Here is a 16,865-nt window from a genome sequence, read left to right as displayed (position 1 = left end):
GTACGACTCCGAGTCAGGAGCGAGCGCTCGTGTGCACTGCCAGCGCCTTCACCCGGCCGAGGATCGGCTACACCGTCCACTACGTCAGCCACGGCACGCCCGTGCGCGAGGACGGAAGCCAGGCCTTCCCGCCAGCCTGCCGGTCGGCCACGGTCGCCGAGGTCGACCAGGGCAACGCGTGGCTGGTCGGGCTCAAAGTCGAGAACCCGACCGGCGGCTTCTACCACCCGCTGGCTTGCGGTGGTGCCGAGTACGTCGCGAAGGCCGAACAGCCGCCCACGGACGGGACGTGGCACTCGCTGGAAGAGTGTGACGCCTGATGTCCACAGAGCCGATGGCGCCTGCCGAATGGCGGGCGGCGCTCCGCGCGGAAGGCGTCCCCTTCACGGAGCTGGACGGATGGACCACCCGCGGCAGGGACGCCGCCACGGGCAAGAAATTCGGGCCGGTATACGGGTCGCTGAACCACCACACCGCGGGGACCAGCAGCCTGCGGATCATCGCGTACGACGGGCAGAGCGCCGCACTGCCGGCGCCCCTCGCGCACGCGTACCTGCCCAAGACCGGCGTCCTGGTCCTGGTCGCCGCAGGCCGCGCCAACCACGCGGGGCCCGCGGCCGAAAACGCCTTCACCGCCATCGTCAACGAGAAGCCGATCCCGGCACCGAACAAGGCGAGCGGCACGGTCGACGGCAACGACGGGCTGTACGGGATCGAGGTGGAGAACCTCGGCAACGGCGTCGATCTGTACACGCGGGCCCAGTACGACAGCTGGGTCCGGTACAACGCGGCCGTGTGCCGTCACCACGGCTGGGGAGCGGGCTCCGTCGCCGGGCACCTGGAGACGTCCGTCGAGGGCAAGCCCGACCCGGCCGGCCTGGTCGAGGGCTACGGCCGCCGCGGCCCCTTCAAGCTCACCATGACGCAGCTCAGGGCCGACGTCGCCGAGCGGCTGGAGCACCCGGCGGACTGGAGCCCCACGACCAAGGAGACCGGCACCGTGCCCGACTACGTCAACCTCGGCCTCGCCCACAGCTACGAGCTCGCTCCGGGCCTGTGGGATGCCGTCGCGTTCACCACCGAATGGACGGACGAGCCCGACGGCCACCCGGTGAACGGCGCGGCGTTCGTACAGGGTCCGGCGACCTTCACCGGCTCGCTCAGCCTCCGCCTGGAAGGCCTGCCGGTCGGCGGCGTCGTCCAGGTCCGGATGAGCGAGTACGACGCCACCGGCGCGCTCAAGGCCGACCACCCGATCGACGAGATCGTCGGCACGCCGGGCGGGACCTTCGGCGTCGTGCCGTTGACGAAGCGGATCGGCACCGACAGGACCATGCGGGTGCGGCTGCTGAACCAGTCGGACGAGCAGGTCGAGGTCGCGAGCGCCGTCCTGACCGCGCTCGTATGGGGAGGCTGAGCGTGGACATCACCACTGGCATCCCGGCCGTCGACTCGATGCTGGTGTGGGGCGGTGCCATATCGCTGCTCATCGGCGCGGGCACCGCGGTGTGGCGGGTCGGCCGGGCGGCGCTGCACCTGTCCCAGCGCACCAGCCAGTTCCTGGACGACTGGTACGGCGAGGACGCCCGCCCCGGAGTTGCGGCACGGCCCGGCGTGCTGGAGCGGATGTCCCAGATGGAGCAACGCCTCGGGCGGGTGTACCACGAGGTGTATCCCAACGGCGGCGACAGCCTGCGGGACGCCGTCAACCAGGCGAACGAGACGCTGGCCCGGCTGTGTACTGACCCCTGCGCGCAGGAGCCGTCAGACCAGAGCAGTCCGCCGGTTCTGCCGTCCCAGCCGGACCCGCCGGACGAACCGCCCGGCCGCTGATCGGACGCCCGCCTACGCGCCGGGGCGGGCCGTCCTGTTTGTGGCATCCTGTCCGCCGCCATGAGACGGAGGACGCCGTGACCACCGACACAGACCTGGACGAACTCCTCGCCCAACTTCCGCAGCCCTCGACCCGCGAGGCCTTCGCGGCCATCGAGGCCGCCCGTCGCGCCGACGAGGTCCGCCCGCTTCAGTGGACGATCATCCCCGAACCGGAACTGCCGCCCAGGTGGCCCCACCCCGAGGCTCACCGAGTCCGCTTCCCGTGTGCCCTCGGCTGCGGTTGGAAGCACGCAGAGGACTCAGAAGCGCTGGACGAGGGGCCGATCAGCGTGCCGCTGGGGGCGAGCGCCGAAGAGATCAGCCGGATCTTCAGCGAACGGGCGGAACGCCGGGCGGCCGCGATGCGCGCCCGGATCGAGGCGGCGATCCGGCAGCACTTCACCGAGGCGCACCCCGGCACGGCGCCCCCGGAGAGGGCTGTGTGATGAGGCCGTACAGCCGGATCAACCGGCGGGCGTTCCCGGACCGAGGGCGCGCTCTGCGCCAGGCCGAGCGGACGCTGCGGGTGCCCGGATGCCCGGGATGCGGCCACCCGATCCGGGTGCACGCCATCGAGGACGGGCGGCCGGTGTGCACCCGTCGCCTCGGTGCGATCTCGTGCCGGGACTGGAATGTCCACTGCATGAGTGTGCTGCTCGCGGAGGCACTGGGCACGAAGCCCCACCCGAACCCAGCTCGGCGCGGGTGGGGTCGCGTCATGCGATCGGTTCGAATTCGTCTCGAGCTGCTTCCGTCCACAGGGTGAGGAGGCGCTTGTACTCGACGGTCCGGACGTGGCTGGCGGGCTTCCTCATAAGACGCCGGATGAGCTGGTTGATACGCGCGGCGTCTGGGCGCACATCGTCACCATCAGGTGAATGCCGGAACGTATGTGCAAAGGTACGGCCCGGCATTTGTGACGGAGCTGTGGGGTTGCAATCGGAATGGCTCTTTTCCGGCGTGACGACCTCACTGTTCCAGGCTGTCTCATTTAGGGGACACCACACTTCTGTCTCACGATTTCATCGCGCGCACGCAGTTACGCTGCCTGGCGCGTGGTGGGCGTGAACTGCCGCCGAGGGGGCCTATGCGGCGAGCGGCCGGGCTTCTTCCGGTCAGCCGATGGACCGCTGGCCGTGTTCTCATGCGCGGTCAGGCGGCCCCGAACGCCGAGAACGCCCAGCCCGTCGCCTGATGCAGCGCGTCGCCCGGCAGTGCCGTCCGGGCATCACGCAGGGCCTCCGCTAGGGACAGCCCCGCGCTCAGACCCTTGTGTAGCGCGAGCATCAGCGGCACCACCGCGGCGTCGTTGACGGGCGCGGTGCACGCCACCACCCCTGCTGTGCCGAGTGGCAGCAGGGTGGTGACCAGGCCGAGCAACTCGTCGGCGCCGACGGAGGCGAAGCGTGCGGTGTCGCAGCTGGAGAGGATGATCCGGTACGGACTGCGTTCCAGGCGTTCGAAGTCGTGGACGATCAGCGGCCCGTCGGCCATCCGTAGCGAGGAGAACAGGGGGCTGTCGGCACGGAACGTGCCTTGCGCCGAGATATGAGCCAGAGCCGCGCCGTCCAGCTCAGCCAGCACTTGGGACACGCGCGCGTCGGCGTGCTCTAGCACGACCGGTGCGCCGTACCGGTCGGCCAGTTCGGGCACCTCCGCGCCGCCAGTGGCCAGCCCCGGCCCCCGCACCAGCACATGACGGCCGCCCGGCGGCGGTGCGGTCTCCCGGGCCCGCAGCCAGCTGCTCGCGGATGGCGACACGCTGAGCACCCGGTCCCGCAGCGACGGCAGCAGCGCCCACGGCACACGATGGAGCCCTGCCGGCGGTACGACCACGACTGGGCCGTCGCCCAGATGCGCGGCGGCCGGACCTAGCAGCAACTCCTCCAGGCGTCGCCCCGCAGCCTCGACGATCGGCAGCCGCGCCTCCGCGCCGGGATGGGCCAGCCGCCGCAGCCCAGCCTGAGCGTGTTCGGCCTCCGTCTCCACCTCAGCGAGCAGCCCGGCCTCGTACCGCCGTACCCGCCCCTGCCCGCACAGCAGCACCTGAACCCGTCCGTCCAGCACGGCGAGCTCGACCAGCCGTACACCGTCGCTCAGCTGCTCCAGTAGTTGACCCACGTCGAAGCGGTCCTTGCCGCCGGACGTGTCACCGCGCATGTGCAGGGACCGGGAGCGGATCTCGCGCTCCAGGCGTCGCTGTTCGCGCTCCAGCGCCGGAACCGGGCGGCCCTGCATGCGGGCCACCTCAGCGCGGGCCGCGATCTCCCGGAACGCGGTCAAGCCGCTCTGCAGCACGGGGTCGGCTGGTGGCCGGGTCGGCGGCGTGGACAGCGCGGTGGCCCGCCACCGCTCGCTCCACACAAGCAGCCGCCGCGGGCCGCCCCGGACGAGACTGGCCCGCTGGGCGAGCGCGGCCAGTTCGGCGCCATGGGCGGTGGCACGGGCGCGCAACTCCGAGGCGCCTAAGGTCATTCGGTGATCATCGAGCACGTCCAGACCACGCCGGCACGCCTCCAGCACACCCCGGTGCGAGCCAGCGGCTTGGGCCCGCAGCGCCTGCGCCGTCCAGCCTGTCATCCGTGCCAGCGGCGGACCGCCGCGCCGGCTGCGGGCGGCAACGGTCAGATATCGCTCGGCCTCGGCGATCGAGCCCAAGGCCAGCGCGATCCGCCCTGCCAGCAGTGAGGCTTCCGGAGCGGCCAGCGCGCCGAAGGCGGCCAGTTGATCGGCCACCGCGGCCGCGTCGGCGACCAGCCGCCCCGAACTGCGCCCGGCGGCGGCCCGCGCCTCGATCAGCACCAGCCGGGCATGCATCTCCCACCAGGTGCGCCGCTGTGCGGCGAACAGCCGTACGGCCATGTCGGCGCGTGCGATCGCGGTGTGCGCGTCGTTCGTCAGCCGGGCGGCACGCGCGGCGGCCAGCAGCAACTCCGCCTTGCGCGTGGACTGACCGCCGATGCCGTCGAGCACAGCGACCGCCGCGTCCGCCTCGGCCAGCGCCTCCGGGGCCAGCCCGGCGGCCATCAGCACCTCGCAGCGCCGGATGCTGAGCATGAACGTCGGGGTGCCGAGCTTTGCGTAGCGCTCCTCGGCCTCGTCGAACAGATGTAGCGCCACCGGGATGTCGCCCGACCGGAATGCGGCCAGCCCCCGACTCTCCACCGCGTCGGCCTTGTCGAACTCCTGGCCCGTGGTATCCCATAGCGCCTCAGCCGCCGTGAAGTCGGCGTCCGCCCGTTCCACCGCGCCCAGCGCCAGGTGCACGGTGGCCCGCAGTGTCAGGGCCCGCGCAGTCCAGATGACGTCGTCCGCCTGCCGCAGGACGGGGATCGCCCGGCGCACGTCTTCCAGTGCCTCCCGATGCTGGCCCAGCACCCAGCGCGCGTAGGCCCGCCTGTACAGCACGCGCGCGCGAGTATGCCCGTTCCCGCGCGCGACACTGCGTTCCAAGGCCGCAAGCCCCTCCCGCGTGCGCCCCGCGTGCACCAGTGCGACTCCCAGCGTGGCGAGGACGTCCGCCTCTCGGTCCGGCGACTCCGCGCGAGCCGCGAAATCCCGGGCACGCCGCAGGTGATGGAGGGCGATGCGCATGTCGCCGAAGTCTCGCTGCCAGATGCCGATCACTTGGTGGGCGACTGAGGCGTGCAACGGCGCCGGGTCGGCGTCGAGCACGCCTTCCGCCCTCGCCAGAGCGTCGTTCGGGGCGGCGAACACCATAGGCAGCAGTTCGAGAACCGAGTCGCTTCCCGCAGTCATTGCCCTCCCCTCCCTGGATCGTGTCCCTCAGTGGTCAGCGTGCGCAAGGGCCGATGCTTCGTGGTGGCTCTTGCGCGCATCCCAGAGGGTCGGTCTTGCACTATGAGTTGTATTGATCACCGGCGGTGCCGTGGACTCTTGCTGCCACAGAGTAAAGGCCGTGACGGCGGAGTCCGCGATCAACGCCAGTTCCGCTGCGGCGAGGCTAGCGACGGGGACGCCTTTAACAAATGCCCAGTCCGGTAGGCCGCGCCGCTGAGGCTTCCCCAAGGCACGGGCCCCATGCGCCCCATTTGTCCGCACGTAATCTGGCGGGGCGATGTGCATCGCTACCATCATGAGTGATGCTCGTGCGCATACTGTCGGACTCATCGTCCAATCCCGTCGCCATTCCTCAGCCAGCAGCGTCCCGCAGACTTGCCTTGCTGGCCATGGTGCGCAGCCCAAGCGCCCCGCAGCTGGTTTTCCGGGGGCTTGGGGCATTTGGACGTTTCCGGTCATCGGCATGGTGAAGGGCCTCCCGGGTCGTTGAGGGGCTCACGTGCTGCAGGCTCACCAGGGAGAGGGCTGAGGCGGAGGGCAACTATGCCGTCTGTGGACGTCACAAGGATGGCGTCGTCCGAGCTCATGGCCACGGATGTGACGGCTGCGGGTAGGTGGAATGTGGCGCTGCATGCCCCGGTAGTCAGATCCCACAACGCCGTGCGGCCCGATTCGTGGCCCGTCACCGCGTAAGGTCGCCCAGGCGAGTCAACCACGGTCAGGCCGGTCACCGCATCGCCCTGATGGTCCGGCAACTCCCGAGCTTTGCATCCGGTTTCCAAATTCCAGAGGTAGGCGATGCCCCCTTCCCCGGCTGAGACGGCGTAAGGAAGCCCGTCGAGATGGGCGACCGCCAGAGCCTTCACCGCGCCCACGTGGCCGGTGATGTTGCGGGCGACCTTTCCAGCCATCAAGTCCCACACCTGGAGGCAGCCGTTATCGGCGCCTGTGACGATAGACGGGCGGCCACGTATGTTCGCCGTAGCCAGAGCGTCCACCCATGCTCCATGGTCCACGAGTTCACCAGTCTGCTTACGGGCAGCCAGATCCCAAACACTAAAGCCTCCGTAGCCGCCGACGAGAAGGTGGCAGCGATCCGCGAGCCGTACAGTCGTCATGCTGGTTGTGGATCCGACGTGGCCAGAGAGTTTATGGAGGAGCGCACCGGTATGCGGATCCCATATCCGCATACCGCCGTAACCCCCTGTAACAACCCGGAGCTGGCCCGCGGAGTCGAACACCGTGAGGGCTTGGACCTCGGATGCCGCCAGTGTGCGTCTCCCTCGGCGTGATGCCGAACGGGCCACGGCCTCGCCGTTGCATACGTCCCAAACCTCGATGTGGCCCTGCTCGGTCCCGGTGACGGCATACGGATGGTTTTGGGACGTAAAGGCCGCCAGCACCGTTGGAGGCGAACTCGCAGAAACCGCCCAGCGCACCGCCCACGGCATGGCGCGCTCAAGCTTCCCCTGCAACGGCCGGTTACCATTCAGGGCGGCACTTACTGCCAGCAGTTGGCGACGGGCGTCGAGCGGCATGGACGTCCGTTCAGCGAAGGCGTGAGCATAAGCCGCCGCGTTTGCCTCCGCATCTTCTCCCAAGGGTTCCGTAATGTGGGGCAGCAGCTTGAGAAGGACTGACGGATCAGCGAACACGAGGTAGTCGCTGTCTTCGAGAAGCCGGCCCAAGCAGCCAGCGTCAGCGGCGTGTTGGGGCAAGTGACGCTGCAAATACGGCGTGGCGAGATGCCACAGCGGATGCGACCGCTCGTCGCACCGCACTGACGCGACAAGACCCTGGTAGAGCAGTATCCGGTCTTCATGGCTCGCGCGGTCACGCCACCAGTCGGCAACGCTCTGGTGGAAGAGGCGATAGAGGGTGGTGCCGTCCTCATCGACACTTCGGCTGAGGTAGAGACGTGCCTCGTTGTCGAGCAGGCGGTACAGCGTCTTCAGTGGCACCTTCCGGCCTTGGCCCGTGGGATCAAAGTCCACGACGTCCGCCAGCACGAGCTCTGGCATCCCTTGCCCCTGTGCGAAGGCCAGAGCAGTCAACACGGCCCGCAGCAGGGGCTGGTCGCCGTGGCGCCGGAGGTCCATCGCAAGCAGATCGGGCAGGCTGCGCGGGACGGCATGGCCGGTCCGTGCCGCTTCTTCGATGAGAGAGCTGTGGTCGGTGCTGGTCAGCATGAAATTCACGTAGATACCCGCGGTGAGGAATTCCCCCAGCCGCAGGTACTCCGGCGTGAGGGCATCTGGCTCATCGCCGGTGTCGGCCAGTCGCGTAGCGATCGCCTCTGCCAAAGCGTTGCCGGCTTGTCGCATGGGGCTGGGGGTGTAGGGACCTGCTGCTGCCAACAGGCGCTTCGCGTAGACGAGAAGGTCCTCGCACAGTGATTCCGGAATGGTGGTGTCGAGATCGAGGATTTCGTACCCGTTGCGGGCGGTGAGCAGGACGTTAACCCTGGTGTCTTTCCGCGTAGCGATGAGTAGCCGCACCAGTCCCTTGTACCTGCGAATCAACGGGTAGAGAAGTGCCTCAGTGATCGTTTCGGGCTCGTTCGATTCGTCGAGGGCGTCGATGATGATCGTGATGGGTCGTTCTGACTGCTGTTGCTCCTCCAAAATTGCGAATAAGGAAGCCGTCGAATCCGCGCCAAAGGCCGCGGCAGTCGATGATGGTTGGGGAGCCAAGGTCAGAAGGCGGCGCACCTGGGCAGACAGAGATCGCCCGATGTCGTCAAAGCTCATGTGGCGCGCGTGTATGACGACCAACCGGTCGTTCGTCCCGGGAACTCTGTCGGCACATCCACGCCAGAGCGGCTTGGTAAATTCACGCAGGTCCGGGAGTGCGGCACAGACCAGCATGCCGATCAGCGCCGACTTGCCAGCCCCCGGCTTGCCGGTGACGACGCACAGTGCGGGACCAGCCACATCGTCGTCCAGCCAATTCGAGAGCCGACTCAGCTCCTGGTTACGGCCGCTAAAGTATCCGTCACGCCAGTCTCGTTGGACAGGCTCAGCACCGCCGGCACGGCGCATGAAATGCAGGGGATCCACCGCCAGGTCGGCCAGGCGAGCAATTTCGGACGGCAGTCGTTCCTCGGGGTCATCCGCGGCGAAGCCCGGGTTGGGGAAGAACGGCAAAGTTGAGAGGTCGGCGTGACTGGGCACCAGACTCGTCAGGACGCTCTGTGACATGCCATCTTCCTGAGTCGCGAGCTCAAGTACGGTCGCTTCGACCTCCTTCCATAGGGTGTTCGCAGGTATGTAACGAACCGAGGGATCGATTCGCCGTTCGCCATGAAGGTAGCGATCGAGGACCTGGACCAGTGCTCGGCTGAGCCGGTAACCGAATGCCTTTTCCTCTGGCCCTGCTGCGGCGAGGACCCATGCTCGACGCCTGGTCACGTCCATTCGGGCGTGCCAAGCGGTGACAGCAGCCTCGCCGGCGCAGCAGACGTCCAGGATGAACAGGGTGACGGGGCGGTGGCGTTTGGGGTGATCCTCGATCCACCCGATCCAGCTACTTACCGGATCCCGAAGAGGCTCCCCGTTGCGGCCGAGGATGTACAGCTTCTCGCTGCTGCCTTCTGCCAGTTCGCCGTGTCCTACGACATGCACGATCAATACTGCGATGTCCGACGCGGTTACTAGATTCTCAATCAGATGCTCGCAGTCGGCGTGCTCTGACTGCATCGGAATCTCTTCATATTCAAAGCCGGACAGAGCCTGGGCGACGCGCCGGGCGTGGGCAGGCGCGCTGTCCAGCGGATCAAGGTCCGCCCTGGGGGACGAGCCATCTGCATCACGTGTCAGCGGCATGCCGAGGGCGAGCACCACACGCCGCCCCAGACCACCGTCGTGGCGCCCAGCAGCCGCTCCCCTGGCTGGCTCCCCCATCCGTACGCCCAATTCCCCCTGTCGTGGCCAGTTCCCAGCACCGACCATAGACGCCGCATTCGTGGCCGCACACGAGATCGCTCAAAGCCATGCATGTCATTGGCTGGCCGGGTAACAATGCTTCGCTCAGTTCTGACGGGTGCGACCCTGACCGAGGTCGCCGCGTCGTTGCGGGTGTCGCGGTAGACGGTCAGCGGGTGGAAGTCACGGTATGCGACCGCGGGTCTGGCCGGGCTGGCGGACCGTTCTTGTAGGCCGGCGTCGTGTCCGCATCAGGCTTCTGCCGAGGTAGAGGCGGCGGTGTGCGAGTTGTGGTGCAAGTCCCCGAAGTGGGGTCTGTGGCGGATTGCTCATATGTTGGAGCAGTCCGGGACGGTAGCGCCGGTGTTCTTGCGGATGACCGTGTATCGGACCCTGGTGCGTCACGCGCTGGTGGAACCTGGGGCTCGGCGACGGACACGGTCTAAAAGCGTTGGCAGTGTGGCTCAGTTACAGCCCCCGATCGACTTGTCGCATTCACCCGGTTCAGTCGCGGCCTACGAAGCACCGCTTGCCCCTCCTGCCTGAACGGTGCGTTTGGGCAACAGTCGTGGTGGCTCTGAGGGGTCAGGTCCCGAGGTAGGGAGCGATGGTGGCTGCTGTCGTCGCGGACTGCAGGTAGTTTGTTGCGTGGTGAAAGCGAAAGAGGGAACTGATCACCGTGGTGTGGTCCAGGTCGATCCCATCGAAGTGTCGGCTCAGTTGAGGTGGGACGGCCACGGGATCGCCGGGGTCGGCGATGTTTACCCAGCGGGTCTTCCCTGGCAGGCGCTCGCCTTGTGGCGTGGAGCCGGTTGGCCGTGGAGCGGGGATGAGACGTTCGTAAACAGCGCGGGGCAACGCCAGAGGCGAGCCCAGGGTGAGGAAAAGATCGGGCTGGAGTTCCGGGTGGGCGTGCAGGGCCTCGTAGGCGACGACGGAGCCGAGCGAGTGGGCGATTACGATGCGTGGTTGGTGCCTGGCTATGCGATCGGCAACCTCCTCGCGCACCGCTGTGCGTTCGGGGGCGTCCTCGGTCCGTAGGTACGCTGCGACCTCAGGGAACAGCATCCGCAGGAATACCCGTAGTGGCCCTTCCGCCAGGTCGAATCTGCGCGCCACCCAGGATGACAGCGCCCGCAGCGGGATCGCGGCATGTCCCTGCGACACCTCGTCAGGGACTCCTAGTTCCCGCGCCCATGTGGCGAGCATCTGTTGGGCGAGCGGGTCGTCGAAGAAGTCTCCGTCCCGTGTGCCCTGGGCCGCGGGGGCGGGGCGGAGCTTGTCCGCGTAATAGGCGAAGTCGAGGTCGATTCGGTCCTGGGAGATGCTCAGACCTTTGGTCAGTTGTTGTGTCCACGCTGCCGCCTTCAATGCGCGGAGCTCCTTCAGGCGGGTGCCGGAGATGTCGACGCCGAGGTGGTTGCCTACGCCGTGCACGGCGACTATTCGCAGCGGGGTGCCAGGGGACGTCAACAGAGCTTGCCTTTCGGAGGGGCGAGGCTGAGGACAGCGACCTCGTAGCCGAAGCCGACGATGGCGCCGACTACGGGGGGGATGGCTATGCCCTGTGCGGGGGCGAGGCAGTGAGATGTGGTGCGAAGGGTGCCTCGAAGTGCCTCCTGCGGCACGGCTCTCGGGCTGACCACTCTTCGACCATAGCGTCACGATAGCCACTCGGAGTATCAACTGAGGAGCATTGCCCCGATCTGATGCCACCAAATTGACCCCGCCGGTGCGGCCGGTGAGTTGGCGGGTCCAGATGCCAGGTCCGAGGCAGGATCACTAGAGTTCGTCTCACATTGGTGTTCCATGGATCAGCCGGGGTCACCGCCAATGAGAAAGGGCCAATCATTTTGAGACGCTACAGGAGTGTCGTAGTTTGCGAGTGATCGTTTAGAGCTTGCTGGGCAGCGCTGTTGCGGTGCGCCGCAGTTCGCGAAGGCGAAGCACCGCACTTTCCGAGGCAGATGTTTTCGGCCTATTCGGCCTGCTCCGTTTCTGTGGGGATGGTCCAACGCAGCAGGGTGGTGGTGTCGCGCTGTTCCAGGGTGACTGGGTAGACCTGGTCCCAGGCTCGTTCGCCGCGGTGGCGCATGGAGTGGTCGCCCTGGTCCCAGCCCAGGCCCAGGACCTGGCCTCCGTCGATCTCGATCTGCCCGGCGAGCAGGGGGTGGGTCTGCCCGGCCCGGTGGAGCAGGTGGAAGTGGGTGTGTGCGGCCACAAAGACCACCAAGCCGCTGCGGGGTCCTTGCGACAGCCAGTTCTGGAGCTGGCCGGCGAGTTCGTGGGCTTCGTTCAGGGGTAGGTCGAGCCACCCGTAGGGCCCCTGCCCGTCGTACTGGGGTGTCCGTCGGCCGCCGAAGCGGGCGTGGGCGTCGTCCTCGTACTTTCCCCAGTACGTGACGTCGGCGAGTCCGTCGATCGACTCGCCTGACAGTCCGACGAACGAGTCGAGGGCCCGGGCGTCCCCGAGGACCATGCCGCATCGGTCGACCGGCAGGTCACCGAGCCGGATCGGCTCTTTGCCGCGGTTGCTCGGCCAGGGCAGGCCGAGATCGACTTCCAGGACGGTGATGACGGGCCCGTCGTACGACTCCGCCGTTTGAGCGCGCACCGTCAGCGGTTGGTCCGCGGCGGCCGGCACCGCAACCGCCTCACAGAACCATCCGCTGCTCGGGCCGTCCGCAGGCTCGTGCAGGTGGCCGCCCCCGTGCTCTGCTGCGGCCAGCGCCCGCGTGGACAGTGGATCGCCAGTCTCGGACCAGTGATCGATTCCGCTGGCCATCCCCAGGACCAGCACACCGGACGGCGCCGTGACGACTCCCAGGTCGACAAAGGTCTCACTCACCCGCTGATTCAACCAGGCGACGACCAGGCGGCTCGCGGGGCCCTCGCGGCGTGGCTGTGCGACGGATCGCAGGGCTCTTCGTGATCTGGCCCGGAGTCGCAAACCATCGCGCTCCACTCGCAAACTACGGTGTTCCGTCACACCACTGACATCTCGCCCACGGCCGTGCTGTTCTATTTTGTTCGATAAGCCTGGCTGGGCAGAACGGACCATGATGGCGACCCTCACGGACGCCAGCCTGAGCGGCTACCTCTCCCCGATCTGGTCCTCCAGCGAAGAGGGGCAGTGCTGCATCTGCCACGAGAAGTGCAAGTGGTACGGCACCGGCGCGAACCCGCTGTGCGGGACGTGCTTCGTGAAGGTCGCGGCGAAGTGGAGTCCCGGCGCCCAGCAGAAGGGCTACAACGCGTGATCCAGCTCGCGGACCATGCAGGTATACAGCGGTGCCCCGTCCCACGGATGAGACGTGCCGACCGCCCGGTAGCCCCAGGCTTCGTACGCCAGGCGTGCTGGCGCCGCCTCTGGCTCGGGGCGCACGGTGAGCGTGACCCGCTCGGCATCGACACCGGCCAACAGCCGCTGGTGCAACTCGGCCGCGATGCCCCGGCGCCGCCACGGCTTGCGTACGGCCAGCTCCAGAATGACGAAGGTCCGCTGCCCGTCCTCGCGGGTGAAGTCGGCGGGCAGCTCGATGTTCTGTAGGTTGTGCCACCAGCGCGTGTCCGGGGCGAGGTAGTACCCGTAGGTGAAGCCGGTGACCTCTCCGCCGTCTCGGACCAAGACCAGACGCATCCCCGGCCGACGGGTGTGCACTTGGAAGTGGTCGATGAATTCGGCGACGTCGCTCGGGCCCTCCAGGTACGGGGGATCCACGTAGATCTCTTCGTAGGCGTGAAGGAGAGAGTCCAGCTGCGTCGTGGCGTCGGCCGCCTCGTAGCGTTCGTAGGTCACACCGGTTTTCACGCAGTCTCCTTCAGCTCGACGTACTCGGTCAGACAGGCGGCGGCGTCGCGGGCGCTGGCAGCGTTTACGCCGCTCAGAAGGCCAGTGACCTCCCGGAGCCGACGGGTGACCCGGCCGGATTCGACTTCCTCGAGGTGATCCAGGCTCGCGGTGGCATGTGTCGCGCCCTCGTCGATCTGCCCGGCCTGCACCAGGCTGCGCGCCAGCGTAATCCGGTACAAGGCTCGGTTGCGCCCGTAGGTGCGGTCCTGGTGAGCGAGGGCGGCACGCAGGAACCCGATTGCGCTGTGGTGGTGGCCGGCGTCCGTGTAGAGCAGCCCTTGGGCGTAGTCGAGTTCGGCGTGGCCGTGGAAGGCAGCCCACTCCGGGCAAGGCCGCCCTTGGCCTCCACGCTCCACGAGCCGCATCGACTCGGCCATACGCCGCCCGGCTGCGGTCTCCTCTCCCATGAGGGACAAAGCCCGCGCTTCGCGGGAGGCTAGGAGCGATTGCAGGGTCGGTGAGCCGTACCGTACGGCGCGCTCCTGTGCGGCGCGGGCCAGGTTGAGCCCGTCGCGAGGGCGGCCTTCGTGGCTGGCCTGCATGCTGAGGCTGGCGAGGGCGAGGATGGCGAGGTTGTCGTCGCCTAGGACGGTCGCGGTCGTGAGGGATTCGCCCCAGTAGCGGCGGGCTTGGTCCTGGTCGTCGGCATCGTAGTAGAGCCAGCCGCAGTGCTCGGCCGTCTCCCCGGCGAGCAGCTGGAGCTGGCGGCCGATGGTGTCCGGGTACTTGGCGGTGTTGATGATCCGCTCCACCCGCTTGAGGTGCCTGCGGGCGAGGGAGCGGACGTCACCGCCGCCGTAGGCGTTGTCGAGCTGGTAGAGGGAGCGCAGCCCTTCGCGGAGCTCGATGAGGTGAGCGGTGCCGACCGATCCGTTGGGGCCGGGGGGAGTGTGTGTGCTTGCGGACGAGGGGAGTCCTGCCGCAGCGGCGGCGCCGCCGATGTCCTTCATGAACGCCCGACGTTCCAAGTCCCCGAGGCCTTCCTGTGCGAGGAGATGTGCACTCCCCACGGTGACACCTGGTGGCCGGGTCAGGAAGCCTAGTTCGATGGGGTCGTAGCCGAACATGGCGTGCAGGACACGCCAGGCGCGTGCCCGGGGCGTGGGGGGAGGGACGTCCTTCCGCCAGCGGCGAGCCTGGCGTTCCGTCACCATTACCGATTCACCGAGCAGTTGGGCTGTCTCCTCGAAACGCCGTAAGAAGTCCGCCGGTTCACGCATTCCTGTCGCGTGGCAGGCGTGCTCGAAGGGCGTCAGCTCAGCCACTTCGCACCTCCGATGTGCGTTCGTGTACTGACCGTAGCGGTCCCGCCGAGTCGGGATGTCCGGTTGTGGCGAAAAGTCCGGTGGAAAGTCCGCTGGGAGGTCCGGCGGCGGTGCCTGGTCAGGAGTTGGCTCTTAGTGAGGAGCCGCCGAGGGGAGCCGGACCTGTGAAGAGCACACCGTCGAGCCCGACCACAGCCCATGTGACCATGCGCGCGGAGCGCGAACTTGCCGCGGAACACTGGCTCCTGATAGCGGCGCCGTGCGTGCAGGAGGCGCGATGCGCATGGCGAGACGGCGACCTGACGTTCCTGCGCTGCGGCGGCATCTTCACCGCCATCCGGCTGCCCCGCATCCTGGTGCACGCAGCGGCGGGAACCATGGAGCCGGCCCTGGTCGACGACTTCCTCGCGGAAGTTCTGGGCGAGGGACCGGTGATTGCCGGACACGCCTTGGCCACCTACTACGCCCTGGTGCCCGCGACGACGTCGCATCGCTGGCGGAACCCGGCGGTTGAGTGCCTCGCCTCGCGCACGCTCCTCGGCGTCCCGCCGGTGCGCCGCACGACGTACGTGGACAGCGAAGCCTATTGGGCTGTCCCGATGGGCAGTGTCGGCGAACTCTGTCACCCCAGCCAGGTCGACCGCCTCGTTCATCGCGGCATGGAGCGGGCGTCCGAGGCCGGGGATTGAGCCGTGACGACCTTGCCTGGAGCAGATGACTCCGCTTGTCACCCCATCCCATCCAACAGCGGAGGTCCCGCTATGCATTCATTGCTCGCCAGCCCCTTCCTGGGGCAGTACGTCCTACTGAAGCCTGGCCACCCGGCGGGCGTACGGATCCCCGAGGGGCGATACGAGGAACTGCGCTCCGCCGTCGCCGAGGACCGGCCGGCCCCGGCCTGGCTGGACGAGGCGACCGAGATGGTGTGGAACATGCGCATCCTCGACCCCGGTCTCGGCGGCTCGGTCCTGGTGCGCGAGCGCACGGAGCTGGGCTACGGCCGCGCATCCTGGGAGATCAACCTCGGGTGCGATGCCGACTGCTCGTTCTGCTACCTCGGGGAGAAGAAGTTCGAGGGCCTCGACTGGGACGGCAAGACCCGGATGCTCGACGTCCTCGTCCGAGCCGGCGTGCTGTGGCTTCAGATTACCGGCGGCGAGGCCCTGATCGACCCGGAGTTCGCCGCCTCGTACGAGTACGTCTACGAGCGCGGCGTCATGGTCACCGTCTCCACGAACGGCTCCCAGCTTCACAAGCCCCGCATTCAGGAGCTGTTCACACGGCTGCGCCCCCACAGGCTGACCGTCAGTCTGTACGGCGCCACCGCCGAGACGTACGACGGTGTCACCCGCAACCGCGGCATGTACGACCGGGTCACGCGTGGTCTCGACGCTTGCCGTGACGCAGGCCTGCCCGTCCGGATGAACGTGGTCGTCTCGGAGCAGAACGCGCACGAGGCCGACGCCATGGTCGGTCTCGTGGCGGACCGTTGGGGTTTCAAGACCCAGGTCTTCTCGAACATGTCGCCGACGATCCACAGCGAGGCGCATCCGCTCGCGGACCAGGCCAAGAAGTACAACAAGCCCCGCCGGGTCTTCACTGGCTGCAACGCGGGCCGCACCTTCTTCCACGTCGACCCGCATGGGAAGGCGTCCATCTGCAAGGTCGGTCGGGACCCGAACGTCGACCTGATGACTGGTGGCATCGACGCCCTCCGAGAGCTCGGCGTGATCGCCGAGACCCAACAGCTCCGCACCGGTGGCTGCTCAGGCTGCTCGTTGGCAGGCGAATGCCGTACCTGCCGACCGCTCGCCAAGCTGCACCAGGAGGCGGGGGACGCACTGTCCAACTACTGCCAGCATGGAGGCTACGGAAAATGACCCAGACCCTGACTCGCGCAGGTGCGCCGCCGGTGATGGTGACCATCGGACGCCGACCGGCGGAGGCTGGCAGCGTCACGGCGCTGCCCGTCGGACCGCTCCCCATCGACGTCACCCCGTCGCCGATCCGCCAGGACGAGTTCCGGATCATCGACGACCTCGACGGGGACGTCGCCGAGATGGCGGGATGCAGCTGCTCCGCCGGCGATGACGTGCCCTACTAGGCCGACACTCTGACCCAGGCGTTGCCCCAGTCCTCCCGGAGGGC

Annotated in this window: 14 protein-coding genes and 1 pseudogene; 9 read left to right on the top strand and 6 right to left on the bottom strand. The window is 67.9% G+C overall.

The window, feature by feature from the left end; genetic code table 11:
• Positions 1-29 precede the first annotated feature (29 nt).
• The 4 genes from ACZ7OY_RS29050 (at position 30) to ACZ7OY_RS29035 (ending at position 2,321) form a co-directional block, all read left to right on the top strand.
• Positions 30-320 (top strand): hypothetical protein, encoded by a 291-nt coding sequence (locus ACZ7OY_RS29050; RefSeq protein ID WP_471914116.1) that lies wholly within the window; start codon positions 30-32, stop codon positions 318-320.
• A complete protein-coding gene (locus tag ACZ7OY_RS29045; RefSeq protein ID WP_471914115.1) occupies positions 320-1,417 on the top strand; it encodes a peptidoglycan recognition protein family protein in 1,098 nt (365 codons plus the stop codon). Before ACZ7OY_RS29050 ends, ACZ7OY_RS29045 begins: the two co-directional genes overlap by 1 nt.
• Before the next feature lie 2 nt (positions 1,418-1,419).
• Positions 1,420-1,833: a hypothetical protein gene (locus ACZ7OY_RS29040; protein WP_471914114.1), complete on the top strand. Its 414-nt coding sequence runs from the start codon at positions 1,420-1,422 to the stop codon at positions 1,831-1,833.
• Between the two features lie 77 nt (positions 1,834-1,910).
• The gene (locus ACZ7OY_RS29035; RefSeq protein WP_471914113.1) at positions 1,911-2,321 is read left to right on the top strand and encodes a hypothetical protein; all 411 of its coding nucleotides are present in this window, start codon (positions 1,911-1,913) and stop codon (positions 2,319-2,321) included.
• Positions 2,322-3,027: 706 nt separating this feature from the next.
• On the opposite strand, the gene ACZ7OY_RS29030 is transcribed toward ACZ7OY_RS29035, so the two are convergent.
• Entirely contained in the window at positions 3,028-5,634 is a 2,607-nt protein-coding gene (locus ACZ7OY_RS29030) for a CHAT domain-containing protein (RefSeq protein WP_471914112.1), read from the bottom strand.
• 497 nt (positions 5,635-6,131) lie between these two features.
• A complete protein-coding gene (locus tag ACZ7OY_RS29025) occupies positions 6,132-9,518 on the bottom strand; it encodes an AAA family ATPase (protein ID WP_471914111.1) in 3,387 nt (1,128 codons plus the stop codon).
• Positions 9,519-9,671: 153 nt separating this feature from the next.
• Here ACZ7OY_RS29025 and ACZ7OY_RS29020 point away from each other — a divergent pair.
• A pseudogene (locus ACZ7OY_RS29020) lies at positions 9,672-10,043 on the top strand (helix-turn-helix domain-containing protein); the annotation flags it as partial.
• A gap of 141 nt (positions 10,044-10,184) precedes the next feature.
• Here ACZ7OY_RS29020 and ACZ7OY_RS29015 read toward each other — a convergent pair.
• A complete protein-coding gene (locus ACZ7OY_RS29015; RefSeq protein ID WP_471914110.1) occupies positions 10,185-11,036 on the bottom strand; it encodes a serine peptidase in 852 nt (283 codons plus the stop codon).
• Positions 11,037-11,577: 541 nt separating this feature from the next.
• Entirely contained in the window at positions 11,578-12,447 is an 870-nt protein-coding gene (locus ACZ7OY_RS29010; protein WP_471914109.1) for a hypothetical protein, read from the bottom strand.
• Positions 12,448-12,658: 211 nt separating this feature from the next.
• Here ACZ7OY_RS29010 and ACZ7OY_RS29005 point away from each other — a divergent pair, with 211 nt between their 5' ends.
• A complete protein-coding gene (locus tag ACZ7OY_RS29005; RefSeq protein WP_471914108.1) occupies positions 12,659-12,859 on the top strand; it encodes a hypothetical protein in 201 nt (66 codons plus the stop codon).
• On the opposite strand, the gene ACZ7OY_RS29000 is transcribed toward ACZ7OY_RS29005, so the two are convergent.
• Together ACZ7OY_RS29000 and ACZ7OY_RS28995 are read right to left on the bottom strand one after the other, a co-directional pair.
• Entirely contained in the window at positions 12,847-13,410 is a 564-nt protein-coding gene (locus tag ACZ7OY_RS29000; protein WP_471914107.1) for a GNAT family N-acetyltransferase, read from the bottom strand. The two genes, ACZ7OY_RS29005 and ACZ7OY_RS29000, sit on opposite strands and share 13 nt — an antisense overlap.
• Positions 13,407-14,717: a twin-arginine translocation signal domain-containing protein gene (locus ACZ7OY_RS28995; protein WP_471914106.1), complete on the bottom strand. Its 1,311-nt coding sequence runs from the start codon at positions 14,715-14,717 to the stop codon at positions 13,407-13,409. Before ACZ7OY_RS28995 ends, ACZ7OY_RS29000 begins: the two co-directional genes overlap by 4 nt.
• A 164-nt stretch (positions 14,718-14,881) precedes the next feature.
• Between ACZ7OY_RS28995 and ACZ7OY_RS28990 the strand changes: the two genes are divergently transcribed.
• From ACZ7OY_RS28990 to ACZ7OY_RS28980, 3 genes are all read left to right on the top strand, one after another.
• Entirely contained in the window at positions 14,882-15,406 is a 525-nt protein-coding gene (locus ACZ7OY_RS28990; protein ID WP_471914105.1) for a hypothetical protein, read from the top strand.
• Positions 15,407-15,478: 72 nt separating this feature from the next.
• The gene (locus ACZ7OY_RS28985) at positions 15,479-16,597 is read left to right on the top strand and encodes a radical SAM protein (protein ID WP_471914104.1); all 1,119 of its coding nucleotides are present in this window, start codon (positions 15,479-15,481) and stop codon (positions 16,595-16,597) included.
• A complete protein-coding gene (locus ACZ7OY_RS28980; protein ID WP_471914103.1) occupies positions 16,594-16,821 on the top strand; it encodes a hypothetical protein in 228 nt (75 codons plus the stop codon). The genes ACZ7OY_RS28985 and ACZ7OY_RS28980 overlap by 4 nt, the downstream gene beginning before the upstream one ends.
• Positions 16,822-16,865: the final 44 nt, after the last annotated feature.

The sequence above is a fragment of the Streptomyces sp. NPDC107559 genome, assembly GCF_055657365.1.
The sequence above is the reverse complement of the archived record's forward strand: the minus strand, read 5'-3'. Positions and strand labels throughout refer to the sequence as shown.

Coding starts and splice junctions, on each gene's coding strand:
- ACZ7OY_RS29045 (WP_471914115.1), top strand. CDS start 320: ATGTCCACAGAGCCGATGGCGCCTGCCGAATGGCGGGCGGCGCTCCGC.
- ACZ7OY_RS29030 (WP_471914112.1), bottom strand. CDS start 5,634: ATGACTGCGGGAAGCGACTCGGTTCTCGAACTGCTGCCTATGGTGTTC.
- ACZ7OY_RS29005 (WP_471914108.1), top strand. CDS start 12,659: ATGATGGCGACCCTCACGGACGCCAGCCTGAGCGGCTACCTCTCCCCG.
- ACZ7OY_RS28985 (WP_471914104.1), top strand. CDS start 15,479: ATGCATTCATTGCTCGCCAGCCCCTTCCTGGGGCAGTACGTCCTACTG.
- ACZ7OY_RS28980 (WP_471914103.1), top strand. CDS start 16,594: ATGACCCAGACCCTGACTCGCGCAGGTGCGCCGCCGGTGATGGTGACC.